At 51.4% G+C, this 18,448-nt stretch carries 17 protein-coding genes; 13 read left to right on the plus strand and 4 right to left on the minus strand.

Annotation, left to right across the window (positions count from 1 at the left end; genetic code table 11):
• Positions 1-71: 71 nt before the first annotated feature.
• The gene (gene grcA / locus J0X00_RS14895) at positions 72-449 is read right to left on the minus strand and encodes an autonomous glycyl radical cofactor GrcA (RefSeq protein ID WP_136483382.1); all 378 of its coding nucleotides are present in this window, start codon (positions 447-449) and stop codon (positions 72-74) included.
• Positions 450-775: 326 nt separating this feature from the next.
• On the opposite strand from grcA, the gene nfo reads away from it, so the two are divergent.
• The 3 genes from nfo to J0X00_RS14910 all read left to right on the plus strand — a co-directional run bounded on the left by nfo (position 776) and on the right by J0X00_RS14910 (position 3,413).
• On the plus strand, positions 776-1,651 hold the full coding sequence (nfo, locus tag J0X00_RS14900) for a deoxyribonuclease IV (RefSeq protein WP_136483383.1): 876 nt from the start codon (positions 776-778) through the stop codon (positions 1,649-1,651).
• 419 nt (positions 1,652-2,070) lie between these two features.
• Positions 2,071-2,748 (plus strand): uracil-DNA glycosylase, encoded by a 678-nt coding sequence (ung, locus tag J0X00_RS14905; RefSeq protein WP_218562286.1) that lies wholly within the window; start codon positions 2,071-2,073, stop codon positions 2,746-2,748.
• A 113-nt stretch (positions 2,749-2,861) separates the two neighbouring features.
• Complete coding sequence (locus J0X00_RS14910) at positions 2,862-3,413, plus strand: hemerythrin domain-containing protein (RefSeq protein ID WP_136483385.1); 552 nt, start codon at positions 2,862-2,864, stop codon at positions 3,411-3,413.
• Between the two features lie 92 nt (positions 3,414-3,505).
• Here J0X00_RS14910 and J0X00_RS14915 read toward each other — a convergent pair whose 3' ends face one another.
• Positions 3,506-3,685 (minus strand): DUF3545 family protein, encoded by a 180-nt coding sequence (locus tag J0X00_RS14915; RefSeq protein ID WP_136483386.1) that lies wholly within the window; start codon positions 3,683-3,685, stop codon positions 3,506-3,508.
• A 695-nt stretch (positions 3,686-4,380) separates the two neighbouring features.
• Between J0X00_RS14915 and J0X00_RS14920 the strand changes: the two genes are divergently transcribed.
• From J0X00_RS14920 to deoD, 9 genes are all read left to right on the plus strand, one after another.
• Complete coding sequence (locus J0X00_RS14920) at positions 4,381-5,805, plus strand: sodium:alanine symporter family protein (RefSeq protein WP_136483387.1); 1,425 nt, start codon at positions 4,381-4,383, stop codon at positions 5,803-5,805.
• Positions 5,806-5,930: 125 nt separating this feature from the next.
• The gene (gene yaaA / locus J0X00_RS14925) at positions 5,931-6,707 is read left to right on the plus strand and encodes a peroxide stress protein YaaA (protein WP_282477099.1); all 777 of its coding nucleotides are present in this window, start codon (positions 5,931-5,933) and stop codon (positions 6,705-6,707) included.
• A 23-nt stretch (positions 6,708-6,730) separates the two neighbouring features.
• Positions 6,731-6,868, plus strand: a complete 138-nt coding sequence (locus J0X00_RS14930; protein ID WP_168796949.1) for a DUF5363 family protein — start codon at positions 6,731-6,733, stop codon at positions 6,866-6,868.
• A complete protein-coding gene (locus tag J0X00_RS14935; protein WP_218562284.1) occupies positions 6,843-7,664 on the plus strand; it encodes a TatD family hydrolase in 822 nt (273 codons plus the stop codon). Before J0X00_RS14930 ends, J0X00_RS14935 begins: the two co-directional genes overlap by 26 nt.
• A 186-nt stretch (positions 7,665-7,850) precedes the next feature.
• The gene (locus J0X00_RS14940) at positions 7,851-9,116 is read left to right on the plus strand and encodes a NupC/NupG family nucleoside CNT transporter (protein ID WP_136483390.1); all 1,266 of its coding nucleotides are present in this window, start codon (positions 7,851-7,853) and stop codon (positions 9,114-9,116) included.
• A 500-nt stretch (positions 9,117-9,616) separates the two neighbouring features.
• Positions 9,617-10,396: a deoxyribose-phosphate aldolase gene (deoC, locus tag J0X00_RS14945; RefSeq protein ID WP_282477100.1), complete on the plus strand. Its 780-nt coding sequence runs from the start codon at positions 9,617-9,619 to the stop codon at positions 10,394-10,396.
• A gap of 162 nt (positions 10,397-10,558) precedes the next feature.
• Positions 10,559-11,956, plus strand: a complete 1,398-nt coding sequence (gene deoA, locus J0X00_RS14950; protein ID WP_282477101.1) for a thymidine phosphorylase — start codon at positions 10,559-10,561, stop codon at positions 11,954-11,956.
• A 14-nt stretch (positions 11,957-11,970) separates the two neighbouring features.
• Entirely contained in the window at positions 11,971-13,191 is a 1,221-nt protein-coding gene (locus J0X00_RS14955; protein ID WP_136483393.1) for a phosphopentomutase, read from the plus strand.
• Between the two features lie 141 nt (positions 13,192-13,332).
• Positions 13,333-14,067 (plus strand): purine-nucleoside phosphorylase, encoded by a 735-nt coding sequence (deoD, locus tag J0X00_RS14960; RefSeq protein WP_282477102.1) that lies wholly within the window; start codon positions 13,333-13,335, stop codon positions 14,065-14,067.
• A gap of 76 nt (positions 14,068-14,143) precedes the next feature.
• On the opposite strand, the gene J0X00_RS14965 is transcribed toward deoD, so the two are convergent.
• Entirely contained in the window at positions 14,144-14,755 is a 612-nt protein-coding gene (locus tag J0X00_RS14965; protein ID WP_136483395.1) for a YtjB family periplasmic protein, read from the minus strand.
• A gap of 101 nt (positions 14,756-14,856) precedes the next feature.
• Between J0X00_RS14965 and serB the strand changes: the two genes are divergently transcribed.
• The gene (gene serB / locus J0X00_RS14970; protein WP_282477103.1) at positions 14,857-15,837 is read left to right on the plus strand and encodes a phosphoserine phosphatase; all 981 of its coding nucleotides are present in this window, start codon (positions 14,857-14,859) and stop codon (positions 15,835-15,837) included.
• 158 nt (positions 15,838-15,995) lie between these two features.
• Here serB and J0X00_RS14975 read toward each other — a convergent pair whose 3' ends face one another.
• Positions 15,996-18,344: a PilZ domain-containing protein gene (locus J0X00_RS14975; protein ID WP_282477104.1), complete on the minus strand. Its 2,349-nt coding sequence runs from the start codon at positions 18,342-18,344 to the stop codon at positions 15,996-15,998.
• Positions 18,345-18,448: the final 104 nt, after the last annotated feature.

Genomic DNA, 18,448 nt, shown 5'->3' on the forward strand with positions numbered 1-18,448 from the left:
AAAAGCGGTGCCTGGAGCACCGCTTTTTTGCATCTGGACTTTGTCCTGTGACTTAAGTGTCGGTCTGAGACTTACAGAGTCTCAGTAAAAGTACGCGCGATAACGTCGCGCTGCTGCTCTTGAGTCAGCGAGTTAAAACGCACCGCGTAGCCGGAAACACGAATCGTCAGCTGTGGGTATTTATCCGGGTTTTCGACTGCATCCAGCAGGGTTTCGCGTTTCAGGACGTTGACGTTCAGGTGCTGACCGCCTTCGATGCGTGGTGTGCGCTCAATTGCAATTTCACGGCTTTCGAACTGACCCAGTTCGTTTAAAGCCACCACCTGATCGGCTTGATAACCGGCGACAGCGGCAACGCAGCGCGCTTCGTTGGCTTCATTATCGATTAGCCAAATGGAGTTAAGTAGGTCATCATTAGCGGCTTGAGTAATTTGGATACCTTGGATCATTACAATCTCCTCGTTCACTGATAGGGCATGAATGGTTGTTAATTTTCAATGCGGGCTGAGCTTGATATTATATATCCAATATCCCTATTTATTGTATTGATTTAGGTCAATAAACAACATTAAGCCACAATTCAATAACGGTTAAAATGTTGATTATGATCAACAAAGCGTTTTAAAACATAGCAATGCTTTTCTGGTCGTAAGTACTCAAATTTATGTGAGAACTAAATATGTAGTAATTTTACTACATATTTAGTTCTTGGCGTGTTCTGCCTGGCCCGACATCAGGCAGTTAGCAAGTAGAACTGAAAGTGTGTAGTGATTGAATGACAAACAGTAATACCAACCTGACCACGAAATTTATCGGCGCGCATGTTTCGGCATCCGGCGGGGTCGATCAGGCTCCGTTGCGAGCGAAAGAGATCGGCGCCAACGCCTTTGCTCTGTTTACCAAGAACCAGCGTCAGTGGGTGGCCAAGCCGCTGGAAGCGTCCACTATCCGGGCATTCAAAGCCAACTGTGCCCGGCTGGGTTTTTCCGCTGAGCACATTTTGCCGCATGACTCGTATCTGATTAACCTGGGCGCGCCGGAAGAAGAAAAACTCAATAAGTCACGCGCGGCGTTTATTGACGAGATGGAACGCTGCCAGCAACTGGGTCTGACGCTGCTCAACTTCCATCCCGGCAGTCATCTGAAACAGGTTAGCGAAAGTGAATGTCTGGCCACGATCGCCGAATCGATTAACCTGGCTCATCAGGCCGTACCAGATGTGATTGCGGTGATTGAGAACACCGCAGGGCAAGGCACTAACCTCGGCTGGAAGTTTGAACATCTGGCGGAAATCATCGCGCAGGTGGAAGATAAATCGCGGGTCGGTGTGTGCTTAGATACCTGTCATACCTTTGCTGCCGGCTATGATCTGCGCAGTGCCCAAGCGTGCGAAGCGACCTTTGCTGAATTCGATCGCATTGTCGGTATGCACTATTTAAGGGCAATGCATATTAATGATTCAAAGTCGGCCTACGGTAGCCGGGTCGACCGTCACCACTCGCTGGGGGCGGGAGAGATCGGATGGAGCTGTTTTGAATACATAGCTAAAGATACTCGTTTTAATGGTATCCCATTGATTTTAGAAACGATCGACCCGGATCTCTGGGCGGATGAGATTCAGGCGCTACGCCATTTTCATCAGCAGGCGTAAAATATTCGGCTAATTTCTCTTTCTTGGCATTTTTCTTTCATTACATTTATATGTAGATGATGTTTCATCACTATGATTTTACCCATGCGCACTCGCCGTTGCGTGGCGCATGTTTGAATCATTGATGTTATAGCTGATATTTAAATAACAGATAAAGAAGGATGCCATTATGCAAGCAGTGACTCGTACCTCACTTACCATTTCATGCGCTACGCTCACCACGATTTCACGCGCCGTGCCACGTATGCCGGTACCAAACCGCCACGTCACCGGTCAGGGTCATCATCGTTCACCGCAACCGAGCAGACCCCATCATTAGCTGATGTTCTGCTGTCACACTGGGCCATGTCCGACGGCACTGACGTCTGAAGCAAAATCAGGTTACAATCACCTGCTCATTCAGACAGTAAGGAAGGTTTATGGCTCAGTCCCTGACGTGGCACGATGTCATCGGCAACGAAAAACAACAAGAGTATTTTCAGCACACACTGGCGTTTATTGAAGCCGAGCGACAGGCCGGCAAAGTCATCTTTCCTCCCGCGCACGATGTTTTTAACGCGTTTCGTTTCACTGAGTTTGACCAGGTAAAAGTGGTGATTCTCGGCCAGGATCCTTATCACGGGCCAAATCAGGCTCACGGGTTATGCTTTTCTGTGCAACCTGGTATCAAAACACCGCCATCCCTGGTGAACATCTATAAAGAGTTAGCACAGGACATTCCCGGTTTTACCATCCCGGCACACGGCTATCTGAAGAGCTGGGCTGAACAAGGTGTATTACTGCTCAACACGGTGTTAACCGTTGAGCAGGGCAAGGCCCACTCACACGCCAAAACCGGCTGGGAAACCTTTACCGACCGAGTGATTGATGCGCTTAATCAGCATGGTGACGGCATTGTATTTCTGTTGTGGGGCTCTCACGCGCAGAAAAAAGGCAGCATGATTGACCGTCAGCGTCACCATGTGCTGACCGCGCCGCACCCGTCCCCGTTATCCGCCCACCGTGGTTTTTTCGGTTCCGGACATTTTTCCAAAACCAATCAGATACTTGAGCAGCAAGGTTTAGCACCCATCGACTGGCAGCCACACTCTGACTGAGTTGGGTAAGATATCGTCTTTGGGCGATAATTGCGTTTTTTTCGACCAGAATCAAAGCGTGTCCCGGCTTCCTTATATACACTTACTTTAAGTAAGTGTACGGGAGACACACTATGATGATCGAGAGAATCAGACGCGAACACGGCTACATGACACGGCTACTGGCGATTTTGCGTAACAAGCTGCAATTGCTTAAGGATGAGCAGCCAATCAACTACAGCCTGGTCAAAGAGATCGTCGATTACCTGGCGACACATTCTGAAACGGTGCATCATCCGAAAGAAGACATTCTCTACCGCTATTATATGGACCATTACGGTGATAACCAATCGGTAGAGGACCTGGAGAAAGAGCACGTACGTCTGGCTGAGCAAACCCACGCTTTTGTCGATGTGGTTGAAATGATTCTGCAGGACGCGGTGGTGCCGCAGGATGTGTTTATCGAAAAAATGGAAAGCTTTATTAGCGCGCAGCGTCGCCATATGGAACTGGAAGAGCAGTCGATTTTACCGCTTATCAGCCGCACCTTTAGCGTGGAAGACTGGCAGAAAGTGGAAGAGCAATGGAGCCAGAATGAAGACGATCCAGTGTTTGGTGAAACCATTGCTGATCGCTTTACTCAGCTTGCGCGCCGGGTACGTAAAAGCGAATCCGAATGCACCTGATTCGGTAATGCCGTTGGGCGATAGCCAGGCTAAAGTCCAGACACTAAAAAGGCACCCAAGGGTGCCTTTGACGTCTCACTGGTTAAACTACATCATAGTTTGAGCTCATCAAGTTCCAGACAGACGTCCATGTCGAGCAGCTCTTTTTCCAGACGCTTTTTATCGCGAATGGCTTCGATCTCCCGCCACATTCGTTTGGCCGGTTTCGCACGGGTAGTGCGAATCTTGGTGATTTCCCTATCCAACATTTCATCAAAGTGCAAGTCATCCATAATCAAGCCTCATTGTTGTTGTCATCTCGCCATGAGTGCTGTCTAAATAGCACGTTTAGCCTCAGGCTAACTTTGATTTATTTCTCATTTGTTTCGTTTAGATGAATATTAAATGTGTTTTTTGTCTGAAATTCACAATTTCCATCGATTGAGGTGAGCAAAAAAGCAGCACTTGGAGTCACGCAAACGATAAAGTGGTCTGGGAAGGTTGTTAAAAAGGTGTTGAAGAGTTCGTGCGACAATCTGTGGTTGATGGTTTTTTGTGCGCTTGATTTAAAATTATGACTTTTTACTGACAAAATAACGTCGCTCTGCGCCTTATCCCTTTATTCTCAATGGATGAGATTGATTTTATGCAACCAGGCTTTTATGCTGTGTTTTTATCCTGATATGTTACGTAATTGCTGGTCTATTGTTCTGACTTTGTGTTATTTTTGATTGGTAACGTGTTAATGAATGGTGATTGTATAGTAAAAAATAACAATAAAATGCACTTTGCTGCATATTGATTTTTGCTATTGCAGCCTGCATTATCCGCCCGTCAAAAATTCGCTGATTTATTCTACTGGTCATCCCGACCGCGGAAATCACAACAAACGTATGCCATAACTCTGATAATTTCGCTGTTTGCGAAGATACGTTTGTGGTGCTGACGATCGGCTCAGATTAGCGCAATCACTCTACGAGAGGTTCTTGTGACAGACTTAATTAATTTGATGAACGATCTGCTTTGGGGATCAATTCTGGTTTATCTGCTGGTGGGTGTGGGCATTTATTTCACACTGCGTTTAGGTTTCATTCAGTTCCGTCATTTCGGCCACATGTTCTCAGTTTTGAAGAACAGCCGCAAAGAGGACAAAGCTGGTATTTCTTCTTTCCAAGCCCTTTGTACCAGTCTGGCTGCTCGTGTCGGTACCGGTAACATGGCGGGTGTCGCTGTGGCTTTGACCATGGGTGGTCCGGGTGCGATTTTCTGGATGTGGATGACCGCTATGCTCGGTATGGCGACCTCATTTGCAGAAAGTACGCTGGCGCAGCTGTACAAAACTCGTGATAAAGACGGCAATTACCGCGGTGGGCCAGCTTACTACATGGAAAAAGGCCTGGGCATGCGCTGGATGGGTGTCCTGTTCTCTATCTTCCTGATGATCGCGTTTGGTCTGGTATTCAACGCAGTACAAGCCAACTCGATCACGAACGCGATGACTACCGCATTTGGTTTTGAGCCGCTGCACATCGGTATTGTGATTGTTGTACTGTCTGCGTTTGTGATCTTCGGTGGTATCCGTAAGATTGCCCGCACGGCAGAAATCATCGTTCCGTTTATGGCGCTGGCATATGTGGGTATTGCGCTGTTTGTGATGGTGATGAACATTGAGAAGCTGCCAGCAGTGCTGACTCTGATTATCAAGAGTGCGTTCGGCTTTGAGCAAGCGGCGGCTGGTGGTCTGGGTTATGCGATTGCCCAGGCGATGATCAACGGTATTAAACGCGGCCTGTTCTCGAACGAAGCCGGTATGGGCTCTGCGCCGAACGCGGCTGCCACGGCAACACCGTACCCGCCACACCCGGCTTCACAGGGTTATGTACAGATGCTGGGTGTGTTCGTTGACACCATCGTTATCTGTTCAGCGACTGTGGCTATTATTCTGATGTCGGGGGAATACGTGCCGCACGGCGATGTGACCGGTATCGAGCTGACTCAGCGCGCGCTAAGCTCGCAAGTGGGCAACTGGGGTAGCATCTTTATCGCCATGGCGATCTTCTTCTTCGCCTTTACCTCAATCATCGCTAACTACTCATACGCTGAGACGAACCTTATCTTCCTTGAACACAACAACAAGAAAGGTCTGGCTATCTTCCGTATCGTGTTCCTGGGTATGGTGATGTTTGGTTCACTGGCGACCCTGCCAACCGTATGGTCGATGGCAGACGTGTCGATGGGTATGATGGCGATTGTTAACCTGGTGGCGATTCTGCTGCTGTCCGGTATCGTGATTAAGCTGGCCAAAGACTACAACCGTCAGCTGAAAGCGGGTAAAGTGCCGACCTTTGATGCCAATGAGTACCCTGAGCTGAAATCTCAGCTGGAAGACGGTATCTGGGATAACAATAAGTAACCACGGATACGTTATAGGGCTGTTGGTTGTAAGATTGTACCGATAGCTGTTATTGGAAAAGCCATGCAGACAATGCATGGCTTTTTTTGTAGGCTATAGGCAAAGAAAACAACTAGGATATGATTATGCTGATTGTGGTATCACCAGCCAAAACGCTTGACTACGAGTCACCGCTACCGAGTGAACGTTACACCCAGCCGGAGCTGACCGAGCAATCCAAACAGCTGATTGAGGTTTGCCGCCAACTGACCCCGGCTGACATTTCTGAGCTGATGAAAGTGAGCGATAAAATTGCCGGTCTCAACGTGGCACGCTTTGCCGAGTGGAGCGAGACGTTTACCACGGATAACGCCCGTCAGGCTGTCTTTGCGTTTAAAGGTGATGTCTACACCGGTCTGGATGCGCAAACCCTGAGCGATGATGACCTGAGCTATGCCCAGAGCCATCTGCGTATGCTCTCAGGCCTGTACGGTCTGCTCAAGCCGCTTGATCTGATGCAGCCATACCGTCTGGAGATGGGCACGAAGCTGGCTAATGAACGCGGCAGTAACCTGTATCAGTTCTGGGGCAACATCATTACCGACAAGCTGAATGAGGCGCTCAGCGCGCAGGGCGATAATGTGCTGATCAATCTCGCGTCTAACGAGTACTTTAAGGCGGTGAAGCCGAAAGCACTGGATGCGCAGATCATTACGCCGGTGTTCAAAGACTGCAAAAACGGTCAGTACAAGGTCATCAGCTTCTACGCCAAAAAAGCGCGCGGCATGATGGCACGCTATATTATTGAAAACCGCATTGAATCGGTGAAGCAGCTCGAAGCTTTTGATACGGCAGGTTACTATTTTGCCGCGGATGAATCGACGCCGACCGAGTTGGTATTCAAACGCGAAGAGCAGGCTTAATTAACGCCGCAAGAGGACAGAGTATGATGGCATGGTTTAAAAAGTGGCTGGCGCGTTATGATGCCTGGTGTGTCAGCATGGGACTGACGCCGGAGCAGAAACGCTGTTGTGTGCCGTATCGTAAAGACCCGGTCCATGAGCGCAGCCGTGACGACGCCTGAGTATCCTCTGTTTGATACTCACTGTCATTTTGATTTCGATGCCTTCGCGGCGCAGTTTGCCGACGAATTGGCTTTGGCATGCCAGCAGGGTGTGCAACGCATTCTGATCCCTTCTATCGGCCGGCAAAACTGGCAGCGGGTGGCGACACTCGCTGCTGATTATCCGGACCACATCTATTATGCACTGGGCTACCACCCTTATTTCTTAGCATCGGCTGGTTTAAATCCATTAGATGACCTTGAACAGGCGCTCGACGCCCGCAGCTCTGCTTGTGTCGCTGTGGGAGAAGTGGGGCTGGACGCTATGGTGGATATTGACGCCAAGGTGCAGGAAACGCTGTTACTCGGCCAACTGGCGTTAGCACAAGCGGCAGGCTTGCCTGTGGTGCTGCACAGCCGCAAAACCCATAACCGTTTATTGCAACTGCTCAAGCAGACACGCTTTCAGGGCGGTGGCGTATTACACGCGTTCTCTGGCAGTGAGCAGCAAGCGCGTCAGTTTATCGATCTGGGCTTTAAAATCGGCGTTGGCGGCGGGATTACCTATCCGCGCGCCAATAAAACCCGGCGTACAATTTCTGCTCTGCCACTTGAGCATTTAGTGCTCGAAACCGATGCCCCTGATATGCCATTGTGCGGATACCAGGGCCACAACAACCATCCCTGCCGTTTGCCTCTGGTATTGAACGAACTGGTTCTGCTGCGAAAAGAGGATAAGCAAACGGTTGCTAGTACAGTTTGGAAAAACAGCAATTTGCTCTTTTCTATTTGTGAACGAATCCCAACGGAAATGTAGTACGATTGTCACATTTAGTGACAAAATGGTGATTAAAGTCACATATTGAAATGAATGAACAGTGAATCTTATTAGAAAGTGTGAAGGGTGCATTACTTTATCGATCTAGGGGTGAGTATAATTGCCACGCTTTTGAGCTCCATTTTGTTACACGCCAACAATAAACTTATAAGGAAATCATAAACTATGAGCCTGTTTATGAGCCTCATCGGTATGGCAGTACTGCTCGGCATCGCCCTGCTGCTGTCTGAAGACCGTAAAGCTATTAACTTTAGAACCGTGGGTGGCGCATTCGCTATCCAATTCGCACTGGGTGGTTTCGTTCTTTACGTCCCTTGGGGTCGTGATCTGCTGGCAAGCTTCACTGCTGGTGTTCAGAGCGTAATCGATTATGGTAAAGACGGTATCGGCTTCCTGTTTGGCAGCCTGGTTAACTTCTCTGTTGACGGTATCGGTTTTATCTTTGCTTTCCAGGTACTTCCTACCGTCATTTTCTTCTCAGCCCTGATCTCAGTTCTGTACTACCTGGGTATCATGCAGTGGGTTATTAAGATTCTGGGGGGTGGCCTGCAAAAAGCGCTGGGCACTTCTCGTGCGGAATCTATGTCTGCTGCAGCCAACATTTTCGTTGGTCAAACTGAAGCTCCACTGGTAGTCCGTCCGTTTGTACCAAAAATGACACAGTCTGAGCTGTTCGCAGTGATGTGTGGTGGTCTGGCTTCGGTAGCGGGCGGTGTCATGGCCGGTTACGCAGCGATGGGTGTGCCACTGGAGTATCTGGTTGCGGCCTCTTTCATGGCGGCACCGGGTGGTCTGCTGTTTGCAAAAATCATCAAACCTGAAACTGACGCTCCGGAAGAAGAACTGGGTAACGTAGACATCGACGGCGGCGACGACAAACCCGCTAACGTCATTGATGCCGCTGCTGGTGGTGCATCAATGGGTCTGCAACTGGCTCTGAATATCGGTGCGATGCTGTTGGCGTTTATCGGTCTGATCGCGCTGATCAACGGTATTCTGGGTGGCGTTGGTGGCTGGTTCGGTATGCCACAACTGACTCTGGAACTGCTGTTGGGCTGGGTTTTCTCTCCACTGGCATTCGTTATCGGTGTGCCTTGGTCTGAAGCGACTCTGGCGGGCTCTTTCATTGGTCAGAAGATCGTAGTGAACGAATTCGTTGCTTACCTGAACTTCGTGCCTTACGTGGGCGAAAATGCGCAGGTACTGGCAACAACTGGCGCCGTGATGTCTGAGAAGACCGCAGCAATCATCTCGTTCGCTCTGTGTGGTTTTGCGAACCTGTCATCGATTGCGATTCTGCTGGGCGGCCTGGGTGGTATTGCACCTAACCGTCGTCACGACATCGCTCGTTTCGGTATGAAAGCTGTGGCTGCTGGTACGCTATCTAACCTGATGGCAGCAACCATTGCTGGCTTCTTCCTGTCTTTCTAAGTCAGTCGAGAATCTATATATAGACGCCGTTTAAACATCACCCCGTAGCAAGAGAATGCTGCGGGGTTTTTTTATTTTTTTCTCTCAGGGCGGGAGAAAAGTCGGGTGGACAGAACGGACCCACCCGACCTGCGTGATTGGCTTTATGGCGCGCCGGCCCGACAGAGGCTGATTTCCTCAGTCTGTTATTTTGAGATACAAACCGTTTGCTCCGGGCAGGGCGCTACAGTTTTGCTGTGAATATCTATACTGTGTAGGTCGGTAAGCATGGTGACAGGAGTTGTCATGCCCGTCTCAACAGTACCTATATACACCTGCTGAGCCCGAAACCGAGCGTAAACGGGTACTGTGCGGTGACAAGGATAGCAATTGGCAGGCTGGCTGATGTCCGGCTGCCGAGTCTTCAGGGAACCAAGTCCGTTCATTTTATTGCTGCCCGGAATGATGTCAGATGACCATTCGGGTGGTGAGCTAATTGACACTATTGATCGGAGATAGAAATGAGCGATTTAAAAGCAGCAGCACTACGTGCACTGAAACTGATGGATTTAACCACGCTGAATGATGACGATACGGATGCCAAAGTGATCCAGCTTTGTCACGATGCGAAAAGCCCGGTCGGTAATACCGCCGCCATCTGTATCTACCCTCGCTTTATTCCTATTGCTAAGAAGACCCTGCGTGAACAAGGTACACCTGACGTGCGTATTGCGACGGTGACTAACTTCCCGCACGGCAATGACGATGTCGAGATTGCTGTAGCGGAAACCAAAGCGGCTGTCGCTTATGGCGCAGATGAAGTGGATGTGGTGTTCCCGTACCGCGCACTGATGGCTGGTAATGAGCAGATTGGTTTTGAGCTGGTTAAACAGTGTAAAGCGGCGTGTGGTGATAAGGTGCTGCTGAAAGTGATCATCGAGACCGGTGAGCTGAAACAGGAAGCGCTGATTAAACAGGCTTCGCAAATCTGTATTGAAGCGGGCGCGGACTTCATTAAAACCTCGACCGGTAAAGTGGCGCAAAATGCGACTCCGGAATATGCGCGCATGATGCTGGAAGTGATCCGTGACATGGGCGTGGCACAAAGTGTTGGCTTTAAGCCGGCCGGTGGCGTGCGCACGGCAGAAGATGCTGCGCTCTACCTGGCGATGGCCGATGAGATCCTGGGTGATAACTGGGTCGACAGCCGTCACTACCGCTTTGGCGCCTCAAGCCTGCTGACCAATCTGCTTAACACGCTGGAAGTGAGCAATGACAAAGCTGATCCGGCGGCGTACTGATCGACTCAGCTTCATCTCTGAGTAAACAGGTGGTGCGTCACGCATCACCTTTTACTCGCCGTGTTTTCGAATAATCAGTGTTTTCTACTAATCAGTATTTTCGATTCACCACGTATTTTTTCTCTTAACCATGGCTCTGTAACAGAGCTTGGGGGGATAGCTATGTCTTCATTTAGTGATAAGTCGTCTTCATTCAGTGATAAATCCGCGGCCAGTAGCGGGCGTGCCGTGCCATTTTTGCCGCAGGAAATCATTCGTAAAAAGCGCGACGGCGAACCGCTCAGCGCCGAAGAGATTGAGTTTTTTATCCAGGGGGTGGCTGACGACACGGTGTCGGAAGGTCAGATTGCCGCCTTTGCAATGGCCATTTTCTTTCGTGAAATGAGCATGGATGAGCGCATTGCGCTGACTTGTGCCATGCGTGATTCCGGCATGGTGATTGACTGGAGCGCGATGAACTTCGCTGGCCCGATTGTCGATAAACATTCCACCGGGGGCGTGGGTGACGTTACTTCCCTTATGCTGGGGCCGATGGTCGCGGCGTGTGGCGGTTATGTGCCGATGATCTCCGGGCGTGGCCTGGGACACACCGGCGGTACGCTGGATAAGCTCGAATCCATTCCTGGCTACAACATCACGCCGAGCAATGAGGTCTTCGGTGCGGTGACCAAACGGGCGGGCGTGGCGATTATCGGCCAGACCGGTGATCTGGCGCCGGCGGACAAACGCGTCTATGCCACGCGGGATATCACCGCCACGGTGGATAACATTTCTCTGATTACCGCGTCGATTCTGTCGAAAAAACTCGCCGCGGGTCTGCAGTCGCTGGTCATGGATGTCAAAGTCGGATCCGGCGCCTTTATGCCGACCTATCAAGCCTCAGAAGAGCTGGCCAAATCGATAGTGGCGGTTGCCAATGGTGCCGGTACGAAAACCACCGCGATTCTGACCGATATGAATCAGGTGCTGGCCTCTTCGGCCGGCAACGCGCTGGAAGTGCGCGAGGCCGTGCGCTTCCTGAGTGGTGAATACCGTAATCCGCGTCTGTACAACGTGACCATGGCGCTGTGTGCCGAAATGCTGGTGCTGGGCAATCTGGCTAAAGACAGTGCTGAGGCCGAGCAGAAACTGCAGCAGGCACTGGACAGCGGTGCGGCGGCGCGCTGTTTTGGTCAGATGGTGGCTGGTTTGGGCGGCCCGGACGATTTTGTCGAGCACTATGATCGTTATCTGGATAAAGCGGAGATCGTGAAGCCGGTGTATGCCACGCAGAGCGGCGTAGTGTCTGCGATGGATACCCGGGCGATTGGCATGGCTGTGGTCGGCATGGGCGGCGGTCGCCGCGTGGCGAGCGACAACATCGATTATGCGGTCGGTTTTGATCAGTTTATCCGTCTGGGTGAAAGCGCAGATAGCAGCAAACCGCTGGCCGTTATCCATGCGCGCAGTGAAGCGCAGTGGCAGCAGGCGGCACAGGCGCTGCAACAGGCGATTACCATCGGTGGCGACTATGTGGCGACACCGGATGTGTACCGTCAGATCCGTGAACAAGATATTTAATGCTGGAGCAAGCAATGAAAAGAGCATTCATTTTAGTCCTGGACTCATTTGGTATCGGCGCGGCGCCGGATGCCGACAAATTTGGTGATGTCGGTTCGGATACCCTGGGCCACATTGCCGATCAGTGTGCCGCAGGCGCGGCGGATAACGCCCAGCGTCGTGGCGAACTGACTTTGCCTAATCTGTCTAAACTGGGCCTGGCGATGGCACACCAGGAAGCGACCGGTCGCTTTGCGCCCGGGCTGGATCAGCGGGCTGATATTATCGGCGCATACGGCCATGCGGCTGAACTTTCCTCCGGTAAGGACACTCCGTCAGGCCACTGGGAAATCGCGGGGGTGCCGGTGCTGTTTGAGTGGGGCTATTTCACCGACAAACAGAACAGTTTCCCGCAGGAACTGACGGATCGTATTCTGGCCCGCGCGGGTCTGGACGGTTTCCTTGGCAACTGTCACGCTTCCGGGACTCAGGTGCTCGATGATCTGGGTGAAGAGCACATGCAGAGCGGTCTGCCGATTTTCTATACCTCGGCCGATTCGGTATTCCAGATTGCCTGTCACGAAGAGACCTTTGGTCTGCAGCGCTTACTGGAACTGTGTCAGATCGCCCGTGAAGAGCTGGCGGATTACAACATAGGCCGGGTGATTGCGCGTCCGTTTATCGGGCCGGGCAAGGGTCAGTTTGAGCGCACCGGTAACCGGCGTGATTTGTCGGTCGAGCCACCATCGGCGACTGTGCTGCAAAAGCTGGTCGAAGAGAAGCAGGGCAAGGTGGTGTCGATTGGTAAGATTGCTGACATTTATGCCAACTGCGGTATTACCGATAAAGTCAAAGCGACCGGTATTCCGGCGCTGTTTGATGCCACACTGGAGCAAATTGCGGCGGCCGGTGACAACACGATTGTGTTCACTAACTTCGTTGACTTTGATTCGGCCTATGGCCACCGCCGTGATGTGGCCGGTTATGCCGCTGCGCTGGAATATTTCGATCAGCGTCTGCCACAGGTGCTGGATCTGATGCAGGACGATGATGTCCTAATCCTGACCGCGGATCACGGCTGTGACCCGACCTGGCCGGGCAGCGATCATACCCGTGAGCATATTCCTGTGCTGGTGTACGGCAAAAAAGTGGCGCCGGGCTCTCTGGGCCAGCGTGAAACCTTCGCTGATATCGGCCAGAGCCTGGCTGACTACTTCGGCGTGTCGGCGATGGACTACGGCAGTAATTTCCTTTAATTCCTGACCTGGCGCTGTGTCATTGCCAGGTAAAGATCGGGTTGCGCTGCGGCGTAAACCCGATTCAGCGCTTAGACTTGGATAAGGTCAGTGTTACTGGATAACAGTGACGTTGGGTATAAGCGCGAAAGGAAAACACATATGGCAACTCCACATATCAATGCTGAACTGGGCGATTTTGCTGATGTCGTCTTGATGCCGGGCGATCCGTTGCGGGCCAAATACATTGCTCAGTACTTTTTACAGGATGTCCGGGCAGTGTGTGATGTCCGTAATATGCTCGGCTTCACCGGCACCTATAAAGGCCGCCGAGTCTCAGTGATGGGGCATGGTATGGGCATTCCGTCCTGCTCGATTTACGTCACTGAGCTGATTAAAGATTTCGGGGTAAAGAAAATCATCCGGGTTGGCAGCTGTGGTGCGGTCAGCGATGACATCAAGGTGCGCGATGTGGTGATTGGCCTTGGTGCCTGTACCGACTCAAAAGTGAACCGGATACGTTTTAAAGATCACGACTTTGCCGCCATCGCTGATTACAGTATGGTCAAAGCGGCCGAGAATGCGGCTCTGGCACGTGGCATTGAAGTTAAAATCGGCAACCTGTTTTCGGCTGAGCTGTTTTATACCCCGGATCCATCGATGTTTGAGGTGATGGAAAAGTACGGTATCGTCGGTGTGGAGATGGAAGCCGCCGGTCTGTACGGCGTTGCGGCCGAGTATGGCGCCAAAGCGATGGCGATTTGTACCGTCTCGGACCACATCAAAACCGGCGAACAGACCACTTCAGAAGAGCGTCAGACCACCTTCAATGAGATGATAGAGATAGCGCTCGATTCAGTGCTGGTCGCGGATGCGGAAAAAGCCGCCACACCTTAGGCATTCGAGAGCTCAGGCTGGGCGGTGGTTTGGTCATTAAGCGGATGGTTTGGTCATTCACTAACAGTGCCGGGGTTTATATTTCCCCGGCATTTTTCAGCAACAGGTTCTCGCCTTTATCTTTCGGCTGACGCCGCAGCAGCAAGGTCAGCAATACGCCACTGATAAAGCTCATCAGCAGCATCAGGTACATGTAGCGGTCACTTTTACGGTAGTGGTGGTCAGAAATGGCAGTCACTTTACCGGTTTCAAAGGTGATGCGCACAAAGCCGATCAGGCTGCCATCGTGCATCACAGGTTCAACCAGTTGCTGACGGCCGATGCTCGCGGTTTGCAGCGGCGTATCGAGCCCCAGTACTTCACGCACACTCAGGGCCGAATCACTCGCGGCCAGTTTGACCCCTTCTGCATCATAAATGGTGGCATCAAAGACCAGACGTTCTGAGGCTAACTGGTTAGTCAGCGCCAGCAAACGTTCCTGATCCTGATCGGCAATCATGCTGCTGGCCGATTGCGACGCCTGGGTAATCAGCACTTTTGTCAGGGTTTCTAACTGGTTGGCCTGAATGCGTTCATTACCCTTGCTGATCACCACGCTGTTCTGAATGGTGATGAAAAACATCACGGCTAACAGGATGACAGCCAGCACCCGCATCACCATACGAAAGGAGAATAATGAACCATCCATACCGTTAACCTAAAGAAAAATAAACTCCGGCTCATATTGAGACTTGCCTTTTGAAATTGCAATAGGGTAACGTCAGGGAATACCAACAATGGAAAGTGGACATGGACGCTTTAACAACTTTATCTATCAAAAAACATACAAATTTACTTAACCGTCTGCCTGAAACGCGTTTAGCTAACCGACTGGAGAAAGCAAAAGCGAACTGGATTGTCTACGCACCGACGCTGACTGCGCAGCAATTTGAAGACATGGATTTCTTTACCGGCCATTTCAATGCCATTGTCGAATGCTGGAAAGTCGGGCATTACGAAGTGGCGCTGATGTCAGGTGAACTGACCGCTGAGCATGAGACGATTCTCAAGGGATTAGAGCTCGATTATGCACGGATCAGCGAAGTGCCGGATTTATCCAAGCCAGGATTGATTGTACTGGATATGGACTCGACCGCGATTCAGATTGAATGTATCGATGAGATTGCCAAACTGGCCGGAGTCGGCGAAGAAGTGGCAGAAGTGACTGAACGTGCCATGCAGGGCGAACTGGACTTTGAACAGAGTCTGCGCCAGCGCGTCGGCAAGCTGAAAGGCGCCGATGCCTCGATCCTTGAAGCGGTGCGCAAAGAGCTGCCGCTGATGCCGGAACTGCCGGCTCTGATTGGCACTCTGCATGCGTTCGGCTGGAAGACCGCGATCGCTTCCGGCGGCTTTACCTATTTCTCCGATCACCTCCAGCAGATGCTGTCACTCGATCACGCGCAGTCGAATACACTGGAGATTGTCGATGGCAAGCTGACCGGTAAAGTGCTGGGCGATGTGGTTTCAGCGCAGACCAAAGCGGAAATTCTGGCGGATCTGGCCCAGCAGTTCGACATTGAAATGCACAATACCGTGGCGGTCGGGGACGGCGCCAACGATCTGGTCATGATGGGCGTGGCGGGGTTGGGCGTAGCGTATCACGCGAAACCTAAGGTGGAAGCACAGGCGCAGACTTCCGTACGTTTCTCGGCGCTGGGCGGTGTGCTGTGCATTCTGTCGGCCGGTCTGGTCAGGCAGCAGAAACTGAGCTGGCAGGCTAAGCCGTAAGTGAAGATATTGCGACGCTGAGTCGTTGACCATAAGCAGCACAGATACAGCTGCGCACAAAAAAACGAGGCTATGGAGCCTCGTTTTCTATTAGTTTCTATTAGATTATATTAGTTTCTAGTGGTCTGTTTCAGCTTACGCTCTCGGCCTGGGCACTGTTACTGGGTCAGTTCAAGCCGAATCAGTACTTCTTCGGTGATATCGATGATTTCGCCAAATCCGGCCATGGCGCCGAGTTCTTTCTCCAGCGCTTTGGCATGTGGCATGCTGATCTGCGCCAGTTCGGCCAGATCGCTGCGCATCAGGGTGGTAAACGGATCGAATACCGGCGCTGCACTGATGCGCAGCACAAACAGCTCGCCCAGTTCCAGAGCATGTTGAATAAACTGGATACGATCTTTAATGTTGACGAAATCGGTGATGAGGCGTGATTCGACCGACTGAATACGGGCACCGAATTTGGCCGCGGCAATATAGACTTCGTGATACTGCGGCTCCGCACCGTCAATGCGCCGCATTGGCGTAGCGAGCAGTGTATTGGTGTGGCCTTTGTAGATAGGTTCAAGCGTGATTTGGTTATCGTGGCCCAGTTTGGCCAGCAGCGCCAGATGCGGCGGCAAGGGATAGTTAACCCCGATGACTTTCGGCCGCAGGTTAGCGCCGACTTTTTCCACGAATACCGGCGCGCTGACAATTTTATCCAGCAGAATGTTATGCAGCCCTTCGAGCAGATGGGCACTCGGCAGCACTTCATCTTTACGCAGCATTTTATCCTGATTGTTCTCGATGATGCTGTTGAAAAACGCAATGCTCTTTAACGTCTGCGTGGTTTCCTCAACCATTAACTGCAGTTTACGTCCTTCCGGGCCGACCCGGATCACCGTGTACGGCAGGGCATCAAGCGGCAGGCTTTTGTCATACAAACGCAGTTCGCGGAAGTTGATCTGTGCGCTATCGCCGGCTTTGAGGTCAACCGCTTTATCCAGCACTATGCTCAGACCACGCTTGGACATATCGATGGTGAAGCCTTCAGCCAATACGTTACCTTCGATGTGCAGTTGCAGCGGAGTCTTGAAACGATAGCGCGGCTCCCGGCGCCGTGAGCGCGCATCGTAATAAATGTTAATCGGGGTGTGGGAAACCTTGCGCGGATGGCGGAACGGGGCCAGCTCACTGCTCGCCAGGGCCGGCTTCTCGACCAGCAGATAATCTTTGGCGCTGGTGCTGTCTGTGATTTCCTGCAGTATAGCGCAGTGGGTCAGGGCACTGGAGCGATCGGTCAGTTCACGTGAGTGGCTGGCAAGTTCCTGGCGTTCTTGATCTGACAGTTCAAACACTGAAAGACGAAACGCTTTCCAGCTGCTGCGCCGCGCACCGATGTGCCAGAACAGATGGCGCTGAGCGCGTGTGGCTTCCGGCATCATCATCGAAAAGAACAGCGTCTTACCCTGATGATCATGTTTGAAGGCATACAGCACATTGCTGCTGCCGCGCAGGCCGTCTTTGGTCAGCTGCTCCATACGTGCGCTATTGAACAGATTACTCAGTGCCTGCTGATTACGCTCATCCTGCCAGTACTGCCAGATCGACTGGTTGTTTTCGGTCATCAGCACCAGCTGGAGTTCACTGCCGCTGAAAAACACCGGCAGGTTGGACGTATGTTTCAGATAGCTGTGCTCATAGCCGCGTGTGCGGGCGCGGATGATTTTGTCCTGGTTGTCATGCTTGGCTTTCTGGCTGTTGTCACGCAGTGATTCAATGATGATGCGTTCGATGACATTGGTCTCGGTGAGCTTAAGAGTACGCAAAAACTTGATGGCATCATTGTCATACGAGTCGTCAATTGCCAGAATACGGTATTCGATCGCCTGATCCAGGCCGGGTACCTCGGAGGTCTCGCTCATTTCGGTAAACGTGACTGAAATAGTGTCGCCCAGTTTGTAATCAAAAGCGGACGGGACTTTAAACTTGGCGCCGGAAGAGGAGAGATCAATACTCAGGCCGTGCACGGTGTGCTTGCTGTTACGCAGAATGATTTTTACCTGCGACGATATTTTCAGCCGGTTTTCCTGGCGTTTGAGATCGTAGCCGAGTTTGACCGGTTCAACTTCAAACGGGCTGTTCGGTTCGGTGATCTTGCCCTGATTGAGCGTGCCACGCTGTTTCATCACCCGGAAGTTGTTGCGGGTGTTATACAAAAGGTCCCAGACACCTTCGGTGTAGCTGCCGAATCTTTTCACCCCTTTGTGATAAGTGTTAAAGGCAACATCATCCAGCCAGTGTTTGAGTCCGTCCAACTGATACTCACGGCACTCGCCCTGAACCCGGCCACGCAGATCAATGCTTTTAGTGCACGGTGTCATCAGGCGTTTGAGTTCCATCTTAACCAACAGTTTGACCGAAGGCGGATGACCTTCGGTTAGTTGATTGAGCAACGACTCAAAATCAGGTGAGTGATAGGCCGGAATCAATTGTTCCGTGAACGAGAGTATTTCAGGTGGCTGCATAGTTTTCTGTTAGAGTGTCATTCTCATACTTGATACATCGGCCCGGAGGGCCGGTTCTTTAGCAGTATGTTGCAGTGATTCATGAATTTATAAAAGCTGTCGCT

The sequence above is a fragment of the Vibrio sp. ABG19 genome (assembly GCF_029962385.1).
Classification (GTDB): domain Bacteria; phylum Pseudomonadota; class Gammaproteobacteria; order Enterobacterales; family Vibrionaceae; genus Vibrio; species Vibrio ostreae.